This window comes from Roseateles sp. P1_C6 (assembly GCF_056406315.1).
Map to the genome: position 1 here is coordinate 139,427 of NZ_JBFUAK010000003.1, position 17,700 is coordinate 157,126.

The following is a 17,700-nucleotide window of genomic DNA, read 5'->3' on the forward strand; positions in this document are numbered from 1 at the left end:
TTGCGGGGGTGTCCTCGGGCATCATGCCGGCCCATGTCACCTGCACTGCTTTTGCTCGGGGTTCTCACCTATTTCGGCCTGCTGTTGGTGCTGGCGCGGTGCGTCTCGCACGGTTCGGGGGCTGAGGGTTTCTATGTGGGGGGCAGGGAAAGTCCTTGGCCGGTCGTCGCGTTCGGAATGATCGGGACGTCGCTCTCAGGCGTCACTTTCATCAGCGTGCCCGGCTCGGTGGCCACCAGCGGCTTCACCTATCTGCAGATTGCGCTCGGTCAGGTCGTTGGCTATGCGGTCATCGCCCTTGTGCTGCTGCCGGCCTATCACCGGCTCAGGCTCGCTTCCATCTACGGCCTGCTGGGCGAGCGGCTCGGGCCGGCGGCGCAGCGGCTGGGCTCGGCCTACTTCGTGCTGAGCCGCACGCTGGGCGCCACGGCGCGGCTGTACCTGGTCGTGCAGGTGCTGCACACGCTGATCCTGGCGCCGCTGGGCGTGCCCTTCGCGCTGGGCGCGGCGGTGGTGCTGGCCATGATCCTGCTCTACACGGTCGAGGGCGGCGTGAAGGCGCTGGTCTGGACCGACACGCTGCAGACCGCCGGCATGCTGACCGGCCTGGTCGTCTGCGTGGCGCTGCTGTGGCGGCCGGATGCGCTCGCGCAGCTCGACGCCGCGGGCCTGTCACGCGTCTGGGTTGGCGATCCGCTGAGCCGCGACTTCTGCGCCAAGGCGCTGCTGGCCGGCATGTTCATCGCCATCGCGATGACGGGCCTGGACCAGGAAATGATGCAAAAGAGCCTGTCGGTCGCCAAGCTGCGCGACGCACAGAAGAACCTGCTCGTGCTGGCTGTGTTGATGCTGGTCGTCGTCGCGGCCTTCCTGCTGCTGGGCGGCCTGCTGACGCTGTTCGCGCATGAGCACGGCCTGGCTGTGCGCGGCGACGCGCTGTTCCCGACCGTGGTCATGCAGCACCTGCCGGCCTGGGTGCAGGCCGTCTTCGTGCTGGCGCTGGTGTCGGCGCTGCTGCCCAGCGCCGATGGTGCGCTGACCGCGCTGACCGCCAGCACCTGCCTGGACCTGCTGCGCATCCCGCGCGAGGACGTGCGCACGCGCCGTCGTGTGCACCTGGGCTTTGCGGTGCTGTTCCTGGTGCTCGTGCTGGGTTTCAAGGCGCTGGACAGCACCAGCATGATCTTCCTGATCCTGAAGCTGGCCGGCTACACCTATGGCCCGCTGCTGGGGCTGTTCGCGTTCGCGATGTTCACGCCGCGGGTGGTGTCGGCCAATGCTCTGATCGCCGCCTGCCTGATTGCGCCCTTGCTGTGTGCAGTGCTGGACTTTGGGCAGCCTTGGGGTAGGTATCAGATCGGACTGGAGCTGTTGTTGCTCAACGGGCTGCTGACGTGGGCGGGGTTGTGGCTGGCTGCGCGTCGAGGATGATTGCCAGTCAGCTGAAGAAAGGCGCGCATGAGTGTTGAAGTGCAGTTGCGGCCTTTGCGGCCGTTCAGAGACGTGCTGAACGACTGGGCAGCCGAACTGGAGGAAAAGCTGGGCCGGCCGGAGGCTGAACTGCGCCAACGGGGTTTGAGCGCCTACGACTTTTCGCCGGCGTGCGCCGTCGAGGTCCGCTATCCCTTCGGCTGCACTCACCGCATCGAATCGGCCTTTGCCGTCATCAGGCCGCAGACGCGGCAGGCGGCGGTGTTCTCGGAGCACGCGGGGTATCTGGAGTTCGACTTGGTCGAAGACTGCGTGGTGGCCGAGATCCGCGAAGACATCTACCGGCAGGAGTAGGTCTGCGCATGAACAAGGCGCCCACCGGCACCGAGCTTGCACGCCCCTTCATGCCTGCCAGGGACTTCGACTTGTCCAGGTGCTTCTACGAGGCGCTGGGTTTCGAGAAGGCGCAACGGCGCGAGTCGGTGAAGCATGATGGAGCGCGGGAGGCGTCCTCATGACGTTCTGGGCTGGACTGATGGTTGTCCTTGGCGTCGCTGTTCTGGTCGTGAACTGGCAGTACATGAGTGAGTTCCGCGCCTACTGCCAAGAGGTGGCCCGCGAGAAGGGAGAGGGGGCGCTGCTGGATTCGCCGGTGGTCCGCACAGAGGGTGGTTTGAACGAGTACCGCGAAAAGCTGGATCAGGCAATCGAGGGCGGCGTTGTCGATCACAGCCTGAGTGCAGCCTTGCAGGCGCGTGTCGCGCATCTCCAGAGGCGACGTTTCAGAGCGAGCTGGGTGACGTTCGTGTATTTCGTGTTGCTGGTCATGCTCGGCTTCTGCTTGCGTTGGTGAGACGCGAGGCGCCGTCGCCGCGATGACGGCGGCGACACTTCACCCCCTCATGTCCGCCGCTACTGCCCCTTCCACCCTCACCCGCATGCTCGCCGCCTTCGTGCGCGAGCACTGGCGCGCCTATGGCGCCGCAGCGGCCATGCTCAGCTGCATCGCCGCGCTGACCGTCTGGATCCCGCGCCAGGTCGGCCATGTGGTCGACGCGCTGGTGGCCGGCGGCCTCAAGGGCCCGGCGCTCATCGAGCAACTCGCGCTGCTGGTCGCCGCCGGCCTGGTCATCTACCTGCTGCGCGTGGGCTGGCGGCTGATGCTGTTCAAGGCGGCCTACCAGCTGGGCGCACGGCTGCGCACGCGGCTGTTCGGCCGGCTGGCGTTGCAAGGCCCGGCTTACTTCCAGTCCCAGCGCACCGGCGACCTGATGGCGCTGGCGACCAACGACATCGATGCCGTCGAGCAGGCCGCCGGTGAGGCCATGCTGGCGGGCTTCGATGGCAGCCAGACGTTGATCCTTGTGCTGGCGATGATGACCCTCGCCATCGACTGGCGCCTGGGCCTCGCGGCCCTCGTGCCCTTCCCGCTGATGGCCTTGGCGTTCTGGTGGATCTCCAAGCACCTGCACGAGGCGGCGCAGGACTCGTTGACCCGCTTCGGCGACCTCAACCAGCAGGTGCAGGAGAGCCTGGCCGGCGTGCGCACGCTGAGGGCGCTGGGCCTGGTCTCGCGCAGCGAGACGCGCTTTGGCGAGCTGGCCGGGCACGCGGCCGAGGCGGCATTTCGCTCGCAACGCTGGGAGGCCGCCTACGAGCCCGCCGTCGGCATGACGCTGGGCGCGGCCACGGCGATTGCGCTGGCCGTGGGCGGCTGGCTGGTCGCGCAGCGCGAGATCAGCATCGGCCAGCTGACCGCCTTCACGATGTACCTGGGCCAGCTGATCTGGCCGATGTTCGCGGCCGGCTGGGTGCTGGCGCTGCTGGAGCGTGGCCGCGCGGCCTGGGCGCGGCTGGCGCCGGTGCTGGACGCGCCGCTGACCTTGGCCGACGCGGGCAGGGCGGCGCTGCCCACCGGTGCGACGCTGCGCGCCGAGGGGCTGACCTTCGGCTTCCCCGGTGCCAGGCGGCCGGCGCTGGAGGGCGTGGACCTGACGCTCGCGCCGGGCCGCACGCTGGGCATCGTCGGCGCGACCGGTGCGGGCAAGTCCGCCTTCGTGCGCCTGCTGCTGCGTCAGGCCGAGCCCGACGCGGGCCGGCTGACGCTCGGTGGCGTGCCGCTGCCCGAGTTGCCCTTGGCCACGCTGCGCGCCCACATCGCCTGGGTGCCGCAGGAGCCCTTCCTGTTCTCGGCCTCCGTCGCCGAGAACATCGCGCTGGCCCGGCCTTCCGCCACGCCGACCGAGATCGAAGCCGCCGCCCGCCTGGCCGCCGTGCACGACGACATTGCACGCCTGCCCAACGGCTACGCGACCGAGGTGGGCGAGCGCGGCGTCACGCTGTCGGGCGGCCAACGCCAGCGGGTGGCCATCGCGCGGGCACTGCTGTCCGATGCCCCACTGCTGGTGCTGGACGACGCGCTGTCCGCCGTCGACACCGGCACGGAAACCGACATCCTGGACCACCTGCGCGAGCTGCGCGCGGCGCGCCCGGACCGCAGCGTCATCGTCATCGCCCACCGGCTGTCGGCGGTGATGGAGGCCGACGAGGTCATCGTGCTCAAGCAAGGCCATGTCATCGAGCGCGGCACGCACGAGCAGTTGCTGACCCTCGGCGGCTGGTATGCAGCGCAGTGGCGCTATCAACAGATCGAGGCCAGTCTTGAAGCCGCTTGAGAAGCCCTGGAAGAGCGTGGGCCTGCTGATGGACTCGGCGCGGCCCGAGCGCCCGCAGCTGATCCGTGGCGGCCTGTGGCTGCTGCTCGCCGCCGGCCTGGAGGCCCTGGCCCCCATCCTCGGCAAGCGCTACATCGACGAGCATCTGCTGCCCGGCCACTACGACCTGGGCGCGATGGCCCTGCTGCTGGCCTCGGTGCTGCTGACCGGCTGGGCCGCCAGCTGGATCCGTTATGCGCAGCTGTCGCGCATGGCCGGGGTCGCGCGGCGCTCGGTGCTGCGCTTGCGCGAGAGCGTCTACGCCCATGTGCTGGCGCTGCCCATGGCCTTCTTCGACAAGGCCATCACCGGCCAGCTCGTCAGCCGCGTGACCAACGACACCGAGGCCGTGAACCAGCTGTACCGCCAGGTGCTGTACGTGATGCTGGACTCCAGCATCGTCGTCGCCGGCTCGCTGGTCGCGATGGCCTTCCTGGACTGGCGGCTGATGCTCATCGTCGCGACGCTGGTGCCGGCCATGGTGCTCATCATCAAGGGCTACCAGCGACTGTCCGCGCCCGCGGTGGCGCGCACCCGCCAATTGCGCAGCGACATCAACGCGCAGATGGCCGAGAGCATGGCCGGCATGGCGGTGCTGCAGGCCAGCGGCGCGGCCGGGCGCTTCGGCGCACGCTTCGAGGCCGTGAACGCGGAGCACAGGCTGTCGCGCATCGCCGAGCTGCGCGCCAACGCCTGGCTGCTGCGCCCGGCGCTGGACCTGCTGAACGTGCTGCTGCTGGTCACCGTCGTCTACGGCTTCGGACGACGCGAGCTGTCGGGCCTGGAGGTGGGGCTGCTGTATGCCTTCCTGGCCTACATCGCCCGCGTCGTCGAGCCGCTGATCCAGATCACGATGCAGTTCGGCCAGCTGCAGCAGTCCATGGTGGCGGCCTCGCGCGTGCGCGCCTTGCTGGAGGAGGAAGAGCACCGCGGCCCGGCGCAGGACGGCGGGCCCGTCACGAAGGGCGAGATCCGCATCGAGGGCCTCACGTTCGGCTACGACCCGCTGCGGCCGGTGCTGCATGGGCTAGACGTGGACATCGCGGCCGGCAGCTTCGTCGGCATCGTCGGCCACACGGGCAGCGGCAAGAGCACGCTGCTGTCGCTGCTGCTGCGCTTCTACACGGCGCAGCAAGGCCGCATCGCGGTGGACGGCCAGCCGCTGGACAGCGTGCCGGACGCGGCCTTCCGCGACGCGGTGGGCCTGGTGCCGCAGGAGCCCTACCTGATGGCGGCGACCGTGCGCGACAACATCGCGATGGGCCGGCCGGGCATCGCCGACGAGGACGTCGAGGACGCCGCCCGCGCGGCGCGCGCACACGACTTCATCACGGCGCTGCCGCAGGGCTACGACACCCGGCTGGGCGAGGGGGGCGCGCGCGTGTCCACCGGCCAGAAGCAGCTGCTGGCCATGGCGCGCGCACTGGCCGGCGCGCCGCGCATCCTGTTCCTGGACGAGGCGACCAGCAACATCGACAGCGCCACCGAGCAGCGCGTCGGCGAGGCGCTGACGGCGCTGCACGGCCGCGTCACGGTCATCGCCATCGCGCACCGGCTGTCCACCATCCGCGCGGCCGACCAGATCCTGGTGCTCAACCACGGCCACCTGCAGGAGCGCGGCACGCACGAGGCGCTGATGGCGTTGGACGGCGGCCTGTACCGCCGTCTGGTGGAGCTGCAGACGCTGGAAGAGCCCGCGGACGCGGACGAGCCGGTCAGTGCACCAGCGGCCGGATGCGCGTGAACCCGCCGTCCACCGGCAGCACCTGGCCGGTGAGCCGGTCGGCCGCGTCGGACAGCAGCCAGGCGATCACGCCGGCCACCTGATCGGCCGTCTGTACGCCGCCCAGCGGGTATTGCTTGCCGGCGCCCTCGCGCATGGCGGGCTGCTTCAGCATGGCGGCGGTCATGGGCGTGTCGGTCATGCCCGGTGCCACCGCGTTGACGCGCAGGCCCTGCTGCGCGTAGGTGGCGGCGGCGCTGCGCACCAGCGCCTCGATGCCGCCGCGGGCGCCGGTCGCGAGAACGATGGGGGTCATGCAGGCGTCTCCGAGGCAGGGCGGGCAAAGCTCGCCAGGTAGTTGACCGAGGTGTCGCGCGTCCAGCTCGCGCGGTGCAGCAGTGGCAGGTAGCGCATGCCCAGCCGCTGCAGCGGCCGCAGCCCGGCGCGCGTGGCGGCGGCCTCCAGCTCGGCCGGGGTGACGAACTGGCGCCAGCGGTGCGTGCCCACCGGCAGCACGCGCAGCAGGTACTCCGCGCCGACGATGGCCAGCAGCCAGCTGCGTGCGGTGCGGTTCAGCGTCGACGCGATCAGCAGCCCGCCGGGCGCCACATGGCCGGCCACCTGCGTCAGGAAGGCCGGCACGTCGTCGACATGCTCCACCACCTCCAGCGCCAGCACGACGTCGAAGCGCTCGTCCGGCCGCAGCGCCACGGCGGGTTCGCCGACGCGGTAGTCCAGCCCCGGCAGCTCACCGGCATGGCGCCGGGCGGCGCCGATGTTGCCGGCCGATGCGTCGATGCCCACCACGCGCAGGCCGTCGCGCGCCAGCGGCTCGGCCACCAACCCGCCGCCGCAGCCCACGTCCAGCAGGCTCAAGTCTGCGCGTCCGCCGTGGTGGCGGCGGATGGCGTCGCGCACCCAGGCCAGGCGCAGCGCATTGGTCACGTGCAGCGGCCGCATCGGGCCTCGCGCGTCCCACCAGGTGGCGCTCCAGGCGTCGAAGCGCGCCACCTCGGCGGGGATGACGGTGGTGTGCGTGTCAGACATGGCGGCACACCGACACAGCCGCGGCCGAGCCCCGGCCGACCAGGCCGCACCACCACCGCAGCGCCCAGCCGGGTGCCGGTGCGCCGTGGGCGGTGGCCCCGTCGCGGTGGTGCACCTCGTCCTGGCGGCAGGCTTCCAGGTCGGTGCGCAGCTCGGCCCGGACCGCCGCCGGCAGGGCGGGCACCCCGACGGCGCTGATGTCGGCACTCATGCCGGTGCCCGCCACAACCGGCGCACGCGCAGGAAGCCGCCGTAGGCCACGTCCAGCAGCCACACCACGGGTCGGTGGTCCAGCAGCCGGGCCAGCCAGGCAGTGCGGGGCAGCGCGGCCCACAGGGCGATGAAGGCCGCCGCGCCGCTGACCAGCTCGCCGTTGGCGCCGCGCACGTGCAGGCGCGCCAGCGCCTGCGGCCGCGTCAGGTCGGCGCCCAGTGCGCCGGCGTCACAGGCGGCCGCGTCGACCCAGCACAGGCCGCCGGCCCCGGGCTGGCGGCGGTACAGGCCGATCTCGCGGGTGCAGACGGGGCAGGCACCGTCGAAGTAGACGGTGGGCCGGTCGGTCGGCGCTGCAGCGGGGACGGAGGGCATGGCGGGCATCTTGCCTGCCGGGGCCATGCCTTGCCCGGGGTCGGTTATTGCGCGCTGTGCCTTGCGCCGCGGCGAGCTTCCAGCACGCTCAAGGACCCGCGCAGCGATCGCAGCGCTTGTTCCATCGGCGTCTCGCCGGGCGCGGGCAGCAGCCGGGCCTCGCGGTCGGCCAGCACGTCCTCGCGCAGCGTGAGGCCGGCGCGTTCGAACTGCGGTTTCAGCACCGCCGCGCGCTCGCGCAGCAGCTCGCGCGTGGCTTGGTAGGCGTGTTCGGCGAGGTGGCGGCGCTGGCTGTAGCTGAAGGTGTTGGCCAGGAAGATCTCCGCATCGCGCGGGTCGGGTTCGAACAGCAGGATGTCGGTCTGCGGGTGCGTCAGCTCGTAGCCCTTCAGGCCCAGCGCCAGGCGCGAGTGGATCAGCGAGCGGAAGGTCTGCGACAGCACCAGCGGCAGGCCGCCGTCCACCAGCCGGTGGATGCGCGGCTGCAGCGCGCGCAGGGCGGGCCGGCCGAGTTTGCTGGCCAGCTTCTTTGCGCGGCGCGAGCGCGCCTCGCGGTTGGACAGGCGGTCGCTCTCGTAGGGCACCAGCGGGTTCAGGCAGATCAGCAGGTCCAGGCCACGGTCCAGCAGCACGGAGGCGTGCAGCGTCTTCTTCAGCGCGCCGTCCACGTAATGCCGGCCGTCGATCTCGACCGGCGGGAACAGGCCCGGCAGCGCCGCGCTGGCCTGCACGGCCTGCGAGATCGGCACATGGTCCCAGCCCTCGGCGCCGAAGGGGATGGCCTCGCCGCTGTCCAGGTCGGTGGCGACCAGCACGAGGCGGTGGCGCAGCTGGCGGAAGTCGTTGCTGCGGCCGGGCAGCGCGAAGACGCGCTGCAGCGCCTCGCCAAAGCGTTCGCTGCTGAGCAGGCCGGTGGGCAGCACGCGGCCCAGGCGCTCGACGGCGCCCAGCACGGAGCGGCCTTCCAGCAGCACCTCGCGCGCGGCGTCGGCCAGCAGCTGTGGGACCAGGCGCAGGCGCTGGCCGAACTCGGTCCAGGCCGGCTGCAGCAGCTCGGCGGGGTCGAAGCGGTCCGGTGCCTCGGCCGTGTTCTCGATGAAGGCGGCGCACAGTTGGCGCGGTGTCATGCCGTTGGCCAGGCCGGCGGCGATGAAGCCGCCCGCGCTGACGCCGATGTAGCCGTCGCAGGCGGTGAAGTCCAGGCCGTCGACGGCCTCCTCCAAAGCACAAAGGGCGCCAACTTCATAGATGGCGCCCAGTGGGCCTCCGCCTGCCAGGGCCAACCCGATTCTTGGTTGGCGCATGGTCAGAGAGAGTTATCGGTCAGGCTTGCGCGGCCGGCGCGGCGGCCGGTGCAGGCGCCGCGGCCTTCTTGGCGGCCGGCGCCTTCTTGGCCACGGTCTTGGCCGGGGCGGCCTTCTTGGCGGGCGCAGCAGCCTTCTTCGCCGGGGATGCAGCCTTCTTGGCCACGGCCTTGACGGCGGCCTTCACGGGCGCGGCCTTCTTGGCGACGGCCTTGACGGCCGCCTTCTTGGCCGGCGCGGCCTTGGCGACAACGGCCTTCTTCACGGCGGCAGCCTTTTTGACGACGGCCTTCTTGGCGGCCTTGGCGGGCGCTGCCTTCTTCAGGCCGGCCGACACGGCCAGGTCGTCGATGCGCTTGATCAGGCTCTGCACGTCACCGGCGGACGGCACGTTCAGCGTCTTCAGCGCCTTGGCGACGCGTTGTTCGAAGATGCTTTCCAGCTTGTCCCAGTGCTGGCCGGCCTTGGTGCCGACGTCACCGGCCATGCCGCTGACCTTGCTGGCCACGGCGCTGAGCTTTTCCTCGGCGGCGGATTGGGTCTTCTTCTGCAATTTGAGTCCTTCCGAAACGAGGGCCTCGAAAACCTTGCTGCCTTCGCCCTGGGCCTTGGAGAAGGAAGCCAGACCGGCGGCCCAGATCTGCTGGGCGCTGTCCTTGACGTTCTGTGCCATTGCGCTGTCGAGCAGGCCAGCCGGGAAGCCGGTGGCGGCTGCAGCCTTCTTCTTGTCTGCCATCTTCTGGAGCTTCTTGACCATGGGGTGTCCTTGCGAGTTAGCGAATTGCCGACGCACTGTAGCGGCGGCATCCCCGATCGGCACGGCGATTCCTAGTGTGGGCGCTCTACGCTAGAGGCGACTATCACTGGGGAAAGTGCCCAGCGAGGTAGCGCAAGCGCTGGTGAAGAATCAGTGCGACAAGCTCATCCAACAAGCAGGAGACCCGCATGCAGTATTTCGTCACCGGCGCCACAGGCTTCATCGGCAAGCGACTCGTCAAGAAGCTGCTGGCCCGGCGCGGCAGCACGGTCCACTTCCTGATGCGCGAGGAAAGCGCAGCCAAGCTGCCCGACCTGCTCGCCTACTGGGGCGTCTCCAAGACGCGCGCCATCCCCGTCTTCGGCGACCTGACCAGCAAGAAGCTGGGCGTGGCCAGCGACGTCATCAAGGGCCTGAAGGGCCAGATCGACCACCTGTACCACCTGGCTGCGGTCTACGACCTGGGCGCCGACGAGGAGTCGCAGGTCGCCGTCAACATCGAAGGCACGCGCAGCATGGTGGAGTTCGCGCAGGCCATCGACGCCGGCCACGTGCACCATGTCAGCTCGATTGCGGCGGCAGGGCTGTACGAAGGCGTGTTCCGCGAGGACATGTTCGAGGAGGCCGAGAACCTCGATCACCCGTACTTCATGACCAAGCACGAGAGCGAGAAGATCGTGCGCAAGGAGTGCAAGCGGCCGTGGACGGTCTACCGCCCGGCGCTGGTGGTCGGCGATTCGACGACCGGCGAGATGGACAAGATCGACGGGCCTTACTACTTCTTCAAGCTGATCCAGCGCATGCGCCAGATCCTGCCGCCCTGGCTGCCCAGCGTGGGCCTGGAGGGCGGCCGCATCAACATCGTGCCGGTGGACTTCGTCGTCGACGCGCTGGACCACATCTCGCACAAGGTCACCAAGGCGCACGGCTGCTACCACCTGGTCGACTCCAAGGGCTACCGCGTCGGCGACGTGCTGGACATCTTCAGCAAGGCCGCGCACGCGCCCAAGATGAACCTGTTCATCAACGCCGCGCTGCTGGGCTTCATTCCCAAGAGCGTCAAGAAAGGCTTGATGGCGCTGGCGCCGGTGCGCCGCATCAAGAACGCGGTGATGAAGGACCTCGGCATCCCCGAGGACATGTTCACCTTCATCAACTACCCGACGCGCTTCGACTGCCGCGACACCGAGGCGGCGCTGAAGGGTTCGGGCATCGTCTGCCCCGACCTGAACGACTACGCGTGGCGGCTGTGGGACTACTGGGAGCGTCATCTCGACCCGGCGCTGTTCATCGACCGCTCGCTGCGCGGTGCGACCGGCGGCAAGGTGGTGCTGGTCACCGGCGGCTCGTCGGGCATCGGCCTGGCCGCGGCCATCAAGTTCGCCGAGGCCGGCGCGATCACGCTGATCTGCGCGCGTGACGAGGTCAAGCTGGCCGAGGCGGTCAAGGAGATCAAGGCTGCCGCGGGCAAGGACGCGCAGATCCACAGCTACGCCTGCGACATCGCCGACGAGGCCGGCTGCGCCGGGCTGATCCAGTGGTGCAACGACGAGTTCGGTGGTGTCGACTTCCTCATCAACAACGCCGGCCGCTCCATCCGCCGTGCCATCGAGAGCAGCTACGACCGCTTCCACGACTTCCAGCGCACGATGGACCTGAACTACTTCGGCTGCCTGCGCGTGACCATGGGCCTGCTGCCCGGCATGGTGGCCAAGAAGAAGGGCCACGTCGTCAACATCAGCTCCATCGGCGTGCTGACCAACGCACCGCGCTTCAGCGCCTATGTGGCCAGCAAGGCCGCGCTGGACGCCTGGACGCGCTGCGCCTCCAGCGAGTTCGCCGACACCGGCGTGACCTTCACGACCATCAACATGCCGCTGGTGCGCACGCCCATGATCGCGCCCACGGCGATCTACAAGAACGTGCCGACGCTGGCGCCCGAGGAGGCCGGCGACATGATTGCGCAGGCCTGCATCAACAAGCCCGTGCGCATCGCCACGCGCCTGGGCATCTCGGGCGAGATGCTGCATGCCGCCGCGCCGCGCATCGCGCAGATCGTCATGAACACGACCTTCCGCATGTTCCCCGACAGCTCGGCGGCCAAGGGCGACAAGTCCGGCAAGTCGGGGCTGTCGCCGGAAGCCATCGCGATGCAGCAGATGATGCGCGGCATCCATTTCTGATCCGGCACACTGAACAATGGCCCGGCTTCGGCCGGGCCTTTTTGTTTTCAAGGACGAGACCCATGCTCCGAGGACAACGCGTCGGCCTGCGCTATGTGACCGAGGACGACTTGCCCTGGCTCAAGCGCACGACGGGCGACCCGCAGGTGCGTGGCCCCTTCCTGGGCTCACGCATGATGACGCCGCACACGGTGGACCAGCGCTGGAAGGACAACGGTTTTGCCAACGAGGACGCCGAGCGCCTGCTCGTCTGTCACCTGCTTGACGGTAGCGTCATTGGCGACGTGGTGCACTTCGCCGCGGCCCGCTACACGACGGCGCGCGAGATCGGCTGGACGCTGGCCGATGTCGCGATGCGCGGCCAGGGGCTGGCCACGGAGGCGGCTTCGCTGCTGGTGGACTACCTGTTCGAGAACTGGCCGGTGAACCGCCTGTCCTGTGGCATGTCGGTGCACAACCATGCGTCGCGGCGCGTGGCCGAGAAGTGCGGCTTCACGCACGAGGGCGTGCAGCGCGGCATCGTCTTTGTGGCCGGGGAGTATGTGGACTGCCATTCGCTGTCGCTGCTGCGCGGCGACTGGATGGCGATGAAAGGCAGGGCTTTGTGAGCGACAGGAAGGAATTCGATCTGATCGTCTTCGGTGCGACCGGCTTCACCGGCCGTCTCGTTGCCGAGTACCTGCACCTGAGCGGCGCCGCCGGCGCGCGCTGGGCCATCGCTGGGCGCAGCCTGGACAAGCTCGCCAAGGTGCGCGACGAGCTGCACCTGCCGCCATCGGTGGCCTTGTTGAAGGCGGATGCCAGTGACGCCGCCGCGTTGAAGGCCCTGGTCGCGCGCACCGTCGTCGTCATCACGACGGTCGGCCCCTACCAGTTGCATGGCGAGCCGCTGGCAACGGCCTGCGCCGAGGGCGGCACCGACTACGTGGACCTGTGCGGCGAACCGCTGTGGATGGCGCGCATGATCGACAAGCTGACGCCGCTGGCCCAGAAGAGCGGCGCGCGCATCGTGTTCTCCTGCGGCTTCGACTCCGTCCCCTTTGACCTCGGCGTCGTCTACCTGCAGGCCGAGGCGCAGGCCCGCTTCGGTGCGCCGCTGTCGGAAGTGCGGGGCCGCGTCGCGCGCGTGAAGGGCACGGCGTCGGGTGGCACGCTGGCCAGCATGATGGAAACCATCGAGGCCGTGCGCCGGGAGCCCGCGCTGATCAAGGTGATGGCCAACCCGTTCGCGTTGACGCCCGGCTTCAAGGGCCCGCGCCAACCCGGTGGCCAGGGGGCGGAGCTGGACGACTGGGCCGACGTCTGGAGCGCGCCTTTCATGATGGCCACCATCAACACCAAGAACGTGCACCGCAGCAACGCGCTGCGCGGCCACCCGTGGGGCCAGGACTTCATCTACAGCGAGAAGCTGCTGATGGGCCGGCCGGGCCAGGGCGACAAGGGCCGCAAGAAGGCGGTCGCGCTGGCCCGCTTCACCAAGCTGCAGAACCTGGCATTGGGCTTCACGCCCACACGGGCGCTGCTGCGCCGCTTCGTGCTGACCCAGCCCGGCGACGGCCCCGACAAGGCGGCGCGCGAGGCGGGGTGCTACGAGGTCTGGTTCACCGGCAAGTCGGCCAGCGGCGAGACGCTGCGCGCCGTCGTCAAGGGCGACCGCGACCCCGGCTATGGCTCGACCTGCAAGTTGATCAGCGAGACCGCGCTGTGCCTCGCACAGGACGTGGGCCGCGAGGCGACGCCCGGTGGCGTCTGGACGCCTGGCAGCGCGATGGGCCTGGCGCTGGTGCGCAGGCTGCAGGCGCGTGCGGGGCTGACGTTCGAGATCGCCGCTTGAGCATCGGGCCGCGCTGGGCCATCAGCCAGCCGCGCATGCACTGGACGCTGGCCGGCAACCTGGCCGAGACGCTGGCAGCGCTTGAAGCGGCTGCGACGGGTGGTGCCGAAGGCCTGCTGGGCACCGAGCTCGCGCTGACCGGCTTTCACCGGCGCATGCCCGAGCTGCTGGACGCGGCTGCGCTGGCCGAGGCCGAAGCAACGCTGCGCAGCGCCTGCGCACGCCTGGGCCTGGCCGCCATCTTGGGCCTGCCGACGCTGGGCGAGGGCGGCGCGGTGTTCAACAGCCATGTCTACATCGATGCCGCCGGCCGCGAGCTCGGCCGCGTGCACAAGCGCGGGCTGACGCCCAGCGAGGCCGGCTTCTTCGCGCCGGGCGGTGCACGGGGCTGGCTGGCGATCGGCAGCCTGCTGGCCACGTCGGTGCTGTGCCGCGAGATGCTGGATGGCCCGGCGCTGCTGCCGGAGCTGCGCGCAGGGCTGCCGGCGGGTGATGCGCGGCCGCGCGTGATCTTCTGGCCCAGCTATGTGGCCGAGTCCGATGCCGAGCAGACCGCGTTGTGCGAGGCCTATCGCGTCGGCGCTGCGGGTCTCGCGCGCGAGCTGGGCGCCTGGGTGTTGCAGAGCAACTGGCCGGCGTCGCTGAACGCGCCGGCGCAGCGCGGCTTCGGCGCCGGCGTCGTCATCGCGCCGGGTGGCCGGCTGGTGACCACGCTGCCGCGCGACGAAGCGGCGCTGGCCTTCGTGACGCTCGCTTAGCGGCGGCGCGTGGACAGCCAGCCCAGCACGCCGAGGCCGGCCAGCAGCATCGCGCCACCTGCCGGCTCGGGGATGGGTGCGGCCGTGCCGGTCACGGTGAGGGCGTTCAGGCCCCAGCCTTCGTCGCCCAGCCCCTGGAAGCCGGCGCGGTCACTGCCGGCAAAGCTCGTCGGGCTCTCGTAGCTGAAGACGAGCTGGTTGCTGCCCGCCGCCAGCGTCACCGGCAAGCTGATCACCAGTTCCTTGGTGACGTTGTTGACGGTGCCGACCGTCGCGCCGTTCGGGTCGACCAGCAGGCTGCTGGCGCCGCCGCCGCCGATGTCCCAGGTGCCGCTCAGCACCTCGGTGCCATTCAGCGTCACGTGCAGCACGTCGATCCAGAAGTTGTCCCCATCCAGCGTCGCATAGCCGGCCAGCGTGAAGGCCACCTGGCCGGCGCCCGCGGCGGCCGAGAAGTTGGCCGTCACCGAAGTGTTGGTTTCCAGCGCGGTCGTCGCTGCCGGCAGCGTGTAGAGCGTGGCAGACCAGGCGGGCGCGGCGGCCAGCAGGGCGGTGGCGGCGAGCAGCGGCAGGCGGGGCGTCGAGGTCATCGCAAGTCTCCGGTAGGGATCGGGCGCAATCTAGCCGCGACGAACGCCCGGCGCGGGGTTCGAACTTGGGGGGAGCCCCCGACTCGGGGGGCCGGGATCAGGCGCGCTGGATCAGCGCCGCATAGCAGCCGCGGCGCGCGAAATGGGCGTGCACGTAAGCGACGTCGGGCCGGGCCAGCAGGCGCTCGATGAGGGGTTCGAGGGCCGCGCCTTCGGCGACGTCGGCATCCACCATCAGGTGCTGGCCGTCGAAGGCGCGCAGCGACAGCAGGCGCTGCCGCAGCGCCGCGGGCACGGTGTCGACGGCGTCGAAGGTGTCGCCGGCCTGCTCACGCACGAAGATGGCGTGGCGCGAGCGGTAGGGCGTGTCGGCCGGCTGGTGCTCGTGGTTGACGAGCAGCACGGTCTCGTCGCCCACGGTGTCGCGCAATTCGACGCGGTCCGGCAGGCCTTCGCCGCGGAAACGCAGCGCGCCGTGGGCGGCCAGCTCGGCGTCGCTCAGGCCGAAGAGGTGGGCAAAGGGTTGGGCGGACAGCCCGGTGATGCGGTAGGACATGGCGTGCTCCAGTGGGAATGCACGCCATTCTTCCGGCGCGGCCGGGCCGCGTCTGGCCGCAATCGGACCTGCTGTTGACCGAGTCAGTCCCGGCCAGCGGGCCGTTCGTAGCCGTTGTCCACCCAGGCCTCGGCGGCGGACTGGCTGAGCTTGAAGCCCGCCGACACCTTGACCTGCGCCAGCTTCTCGCCAGCAGCATCGAAGGCGGCGAGCCAAGCGTAGGGGTCGTCCTCGGCGGGCACGATCTCCAGCGTGATCTTCAGCCAGGCACCGTCGCGCGCGACGTAGAGCGCCTTGTTCAGCTGGGCGTGCAACTGCTGCTCGTGGCGGCGCAGGACCTCAGACGCGGTCTTCACCAGCGTGTTGAAGGCGTTCACGTCCAGCGGCTTGGGGTTCTTCTTGTCGCGGCCCATCGTCCAGGGGCCGACCAGCGCCGGCTCGCTTTCGCCGGCCTTGAACATCGCGACGGCCCAGCCCTCGTCGTCCTCGTTCTTGATGACTTGCGCGGTCCAGCCGTTGTCGCGCCACAGGCGGGCTTCGTACAGGGGCTCGTCCAGGTCGCCGCTCATGCCTTCAGCCCCTTGGCCAGCAACTCGGCGACCAGCGCATTGATTCCGCCGTCATGCGTGGCGGCGCGCTCGCGCAACTGCTCGGTCAGTGAGGCGGGCAGCTTGCAGGCGAAGGGCACGAGGCCCGCCGCGGCGTCCAGCTTGCGCTGGGCCTTGCGGTCCGGCAGCGCGGCGGCGGCCTGGCCGAAGCGCCCGGGGATGGCCTGGCCGCGCATCGCCGTGTCCAGCTTCAGGCCGGCAAGGCGTTCCAGGTCGGTTTTCTTCATGCTCATGGACCGGATTGTCCCAGTTCGGGACACCGGCCCGCGAGCGATGGTGAGATCAGCCGTTGTTGGCCGGGGCGGACGGCACGACGGCCGGTGCGCGCGTCACGCGCGTCTTGCCGCCGGTCGTGACCAGCACGACGGGGTCGCCGCTGTTGAAGCTCTCGGCGCCCTTGGCCTGGATGATGGCGCGGCGTTCGCCGTTGCGCAGCTGGACGATGATCTCCAGCGCGTCTTCCTTGGTGGCCGAGCGCTCGATGGCGTTGCCGATGACGGCACCCGCCACGGCACCGATGACGCCGACGACCGCGCCCTCACGGCGACCGCCGACCGAACTGCCGGCAATGGCGCCGGTGACGCCGCCGGCCACACCGCCGACGCCGCTCTGCGAACCGTCGACGGTGACCGGGCGGGAGGACAGCACGGTGGCGTCCTGCACCTGCGACAGCCGCTGCGCGTCACCGCGCTGGACGACGTCGGGGCTGGTCGTCGAGCAGGCCGAAAGCACCAGGGCCGCGGCCAGGGTGACGGAAGTCATGAGCTTGGACATTCGAATACTCCTTGGGCAAAACAGCAGCGCAACGTGTCGAATTGTCCCGCCGTTGACCACTTGCAGCCGGCTGCTACAACTCTTTACCCGTTGGCGGTCAACCGTGCAGGCGTGAGCTGCGCGGCACGCTGGCCAGCAGGAACTCCATCTGGTCGGCCAGGATGCGCCGGCCGCGCAGGATCATGTCCTCGTGCAGGCTGGGCACATAGGGCAGGTAGAGCAGGCTCATGCGCGCCTCCTCCGGCAGGCGGCTGCCCTTGCGGCCGTTGCAGGGCCGGCAGGCGGTGATGCAGTTCATCCAGGTGTCCATGCCGCCGCGGGACGTGGGCTGGATGTGTTCACGCGTCAGGTCTTCCACCGGCAGGCAGTGGCCGCAGTAGGCGCAGACGAAGCGGTCACGCGCGAACAGCTTGGTGTTGGACAGCGCCGGCGCCATGCGCCAGGCCCGGCTGGGCACGGCGCCGCGCACGGCAATGATGGGATGGACCTCGATGCGCGACTGGCGGCCGCTGATGCGCTGCCAGCCGCCGCGCAGCACCTGGCAGGGGTCGCCCAAAGTCCAGGCGACGCCATCGCAGGCGTAGATCACGGCCGCTTCGCGGGTCGTGATCCAGGCCTGCGGCCGGCCGGAGACATCGAGTTGGAGCACATCCACAGAAGTCAACCTCCAACCGGGAGACTACTTCAGAAGCGACTTGCCGCTCAAGCGCGCGGCCATGACAGGCGGCCCTCCGGGTCATCCCTAGGTCCGCGGCAGTATTAGGCACATCACCCTAGAAATCGCCCGGGCAAGCTGGCGTTGTCACGGGAGTGACCTGCAAAATAGAACGATC

The 17,700-nt window shown here is 70.0% G+C and carries 22 protein-coding genes; 10 read left to right on the plus strand and 12 right to left on the minus strand.

The genetic code is table 11. From position 1 onward, the window contains the following. Positions 1-33 precede the first annotated feature (33 nt). The 6 genes from AC1D29_RS06575 to AC1D29_RS06600 all read left to right on the plus strand — a co-directional run bounded on the left by AC1D29_RS06575 (position 34) and on the right by AC1D29_RS06600 (position 5,889). Positions 34-1,431 (plus strand): sodium:solute symporter, encoded by a 1,398-nt coding sequence (locus tag AC1D29_RS06575; RefSeq protein WP_477895399.1) that lies wholly within the window; start codon positions 34-36, stop codon positions 1,429-1,431. A 27-nt stretch (positions 1,432-1,458) separates the two neighbouring features. Beyond that, positions 1,459-1,785, plus strand: coding sequence for a hypothetical protein (locus AC1D29_RS06580; RefSeq protein ID WP_477895401.1), 327 nt, complete (start codon positions 1,459-1,461; stop codon positions 1,783-1,785). An 8-nt stretch (positions 1,786-1,793) separates the two neighbouring features. Further along, positions 1,794-1,949 (plus strand): hypothetical protein, encoded by a 156-nt coding sequence (locus AC1D29_RS06585; protein WP_477895403.1) that lies wholly within the window; start codon positions 1,794-1,796, stop codon positions 1,947-1,949. Next, positions 1,946-2,284, plus strand: coding sequence for a hypothetical protein (locus AC1D29_RS06590; protein WP_477895405.1), 339 nt, complete (start codon positions 1,946-1,948; stop codon positions 2,282-2,284). The genes AC1D29_RS06585 and AC1D29_RS06590 overlap by 4 nt, the downstream gene beginning before the upstream one ends. 85 nt (positions 2,285-2,369) lie before the next feature. Further along, complete coding sequence (locus AC1D29_RS06595; protein ID WP_477895407.1) at positions 2,370-4,106, plus strand: ABC transporter ATP-binding protein; 1,737 nt, start codon at positions 2,370-2,372, stop codon at positions 4,104-4,106. Between the two features lie 28 nt (positions 4,107-4,134). Further along, positions 4,135-5,889 (plus strand): ABC transporter ATP-binding protein, encoded by a 1,755-nt coding sequence (locus AC1D29_RS06600; RefSeq protein WP_477896189.1) that lies wholly within the window; start codon positions 4,135-4,137, stop codon positions 5,887-5,889. On the opposite strand, the gene AC1D29_RS06605 is transcribed toward AC1D29_RS06600, so the two are convergent. The 6 genes from AC1D29_RS06605 to AC1D29_RS06630 form a co-directional block, all read right to left on the minus strand. Next, positions 5,861-6,184: an SDR family oxidoreductase gene (locus AC1D29_RS06605; protein WP_477895409.1), complete on the minus strand. Its 324-nt coding sequence runs from the start codon at positions 6,182-6,184 to the stop codon at positions 5,861-5,863. The two genes, AC1D29_RS06600 and AC1D29_RS06605, sit on opposite strands and share 29 nt — an antisense overlap. Beyond that, positions 6,181-6,915, minus strand: coding sequence for a bifunctional 2-polyprenyl-6-hydroxyphenol methylase/3-demethylubiquinol 3-O-methyltransferase UbiG (gene ubiG, locus AC1D29_RS06610; RefSeq protein WP_477895411.1), 735 nt, complete (start codon positions 6,913-6,915; stop codon positions 6,181-6,183). The genes AC1D29_RS06605 and ubiG overlap by 4 nt, the downstream gene beginning before the upstream one ends. Further along, complete coding sequence (locus AC1D29_RS06615; RefSeq protein WP_477895413.1) at positions 6,908-7,126, minus strand: ferritin family protein; 219 nt, start codon at positions 7,124-7,126, stop codon at positions 6,908-6,910. Before AC1D29_RS06615 ends, ubiG begins: the two co-directional genes overlap by 8 nt. Continuing rightward, positions 7,123-7,503: a thiol-disulfide oxidoreductase DCC family protein gene (locus tag AC1D29_RS06620; RefSeq protein ID WP_477895415.1), complete on the minus strand. Its 381-nt coding sequence runs from the start codon at positions 7,501-7,503 to the stop codon at positions 7,123-7,125. The genes AC1D29_RS06615 and AC1D29_RS06620 overlap by 4 nt, the downstream gene beginning before the upstream one ends. Before the next feature lie 44 nt (positions 7,504-7,547). Beyond that, positions 7,548-8,726 carry a patatin-like phospholipase family protein gene (locus tag AC1D29_RS06625; RefSeq protein WP_477895417.1) on the minus strand — a complete coding sequence of 393 codons (1,179 nt, stop codon included), beginning with the start codon at positions 8,724-8,726 and terminating at the stop codon, positions 7,548-7,550. Positions 8,727-8,826: 100 nt separating this feature from the next. Further along, positions 8,827-9,564 carry a phasin family protein gene (locus tag AC1D29_RS06630; protein WP_477895418.1) on the minus strand — a complete coding sequence of 246 codons (738 nt, stop codon included), beginning with the start codon at positions 9,562-9,564 and terminating at the stop codon, positions 8,827-8,829. 188 nt (positions 9,565-9,752) lie between these two features. Here AC1D29_RS06630 and AC1D29_RS06635 point away from each other — a divergent pair, with 188 nt between their 5' ends. From AC1D29_RS06635 to AC1D29_RS06650, 4 genes are all read left to right on the plus strand, one after another. After that, the gene (locus AC1D29_RS06635) at positions 9,753-11,747 is read left to right on the plus strand and encodes an SDR family oxidoreductase (RefSeq protein WP_477895420.1); all 1,995 of its coding nucleotides are present in this window, start codon (positions 9,753-9,755) and stop codon (positions 11,745-11,747) included. A gap of 62 nt (positions 11,748-11,809) precedes the next feature. After that, positions 11,810-12,355 carry a GNAT family N-acetyltransferase gene (locus tag AC1D29_RS06640; RefSeq protein WP_477895424.1) on the plus strand — a complete coding sequence of 182 codons (546 nt, stop codon included), beginning with the start codon at positions 11,810-11,812 and terminating at the stop codon, positions 12,353-12,355. Further along, complete coding sequence (locus AC1D29_RS06645) at positions 12,352-13,581, plus strand: saccharopine dehydrogenase family protein (RefSeq protein ID WP_477895426.1); 1,230 nt, start codon at positions 12,352-12,354, stop codon at positions 13,579-13,581. The genes AC1D29_RS06640 and AC1D29_RS06645 overlap by 4 nt, the downstream gene beginning before the upstream one ends. Further along, complete coding sequence (locus AC1D29_RS06650) at positions 13,578-14,339, plus strand: nitrilase-related carbon-nitrogen hydrolase (protein WP_477895428.1); 762 nt, start codon at positions 13,578-13,580, stop codon at positions 14,337-14,339. The genes AC1D29_RS06645 and AC1D29_RS06650 overlap by 4 nt, the downstream gene beginning before the upstream one ends. Here the strand turns inward: AC1D29_RS06650 and AC1D29_RS06655 are convergent. The 6 genes from AC1D29_RS06655 to AC1D29_RS06680 form a co-directional block, all read right to left on the minus strand. Beyond that, positions 14,336-14,929 (minus strand): PEP-CTERM sorting domain-containing protein, encoded by a 594-nt coding sequence (locus AC1D29_RS06655; protein ID WP_477895430.1) that lies wholly within the window; start codon positions 14,927-14,929, stop codon positions 14,336-14,338. The two genes, AC1D29_RS06650 and AC1D29_RS06655, sit on opposite strands and share 4 nt — an antisense overlap. Before the next feature lie 97 nt (positions 14,930-15,026). After that, positions 15,027-15,485 carry a DUF1203 domain-containing protein gene (locus AC1D29_RS06660; RefSeq protein WP_477895432.1) on the minus strand — a complete coding sequence of 153 codons (459 nt, stop codon included), beginning with the start codon at positions 15,483-15,485 and terminating at the stop codon, positions 15,027-15,029. Positions 15,486-15,568: 83 nt separating this feature from the next. Next, positions 15,569-16,054 (minus strand): hypothetical protein, encoded by a 486-nt coding sequence (locus AC1D29_RS06665; RefSeq protein ID WP_477895434.1) that lies wholly within the window; start codon positions 16,052-16,054, stop codon positions 15,569-15,571. Beyond that, positions 16,051-16,326, minus strand: a complete 276-nt coding sequence (locus tag AC1D29_RS06670) for a hypothetical protein (protein WP_477895436.1) — start codon at positions 16,324-16,326, stop codon at positions 16,051-16,053. The genes AC1D29_RS06665 and AC1D29_RS06670 overlap by 4 nt, the downstream gene beginning before the upstream one ends. A 49-nt stretch (positions 16,327-16,375) precedes the next feature. Further along, the gene (locus AC1D29_RS06675) at positions 16,376-16,867 is read right to left on the minus strand and encodes an outer membrane lipoprotein (RefSeq protein WP_477895438.1); all 492 of its coding nucleotides are present in this window, start codon (positions 16,865-16,867) and stop codon (positions 16,376-16,378) included. A gap of 97 nt (positions 16,868-16,964) precedes the next feature. Beyond that, positions 16,965-17,522, minus strand: coding sequence for an HNH endonuclease (locus AC1D29_RS06680; RefSeq protein ID WP_477895440.1), 558 nt, complete (start codon positions 17,520-17,522; stop codon positions 16,965-16,967). Between the last annotated feature and the right edge of the window lie 178 nt (positions 17,523-17,700).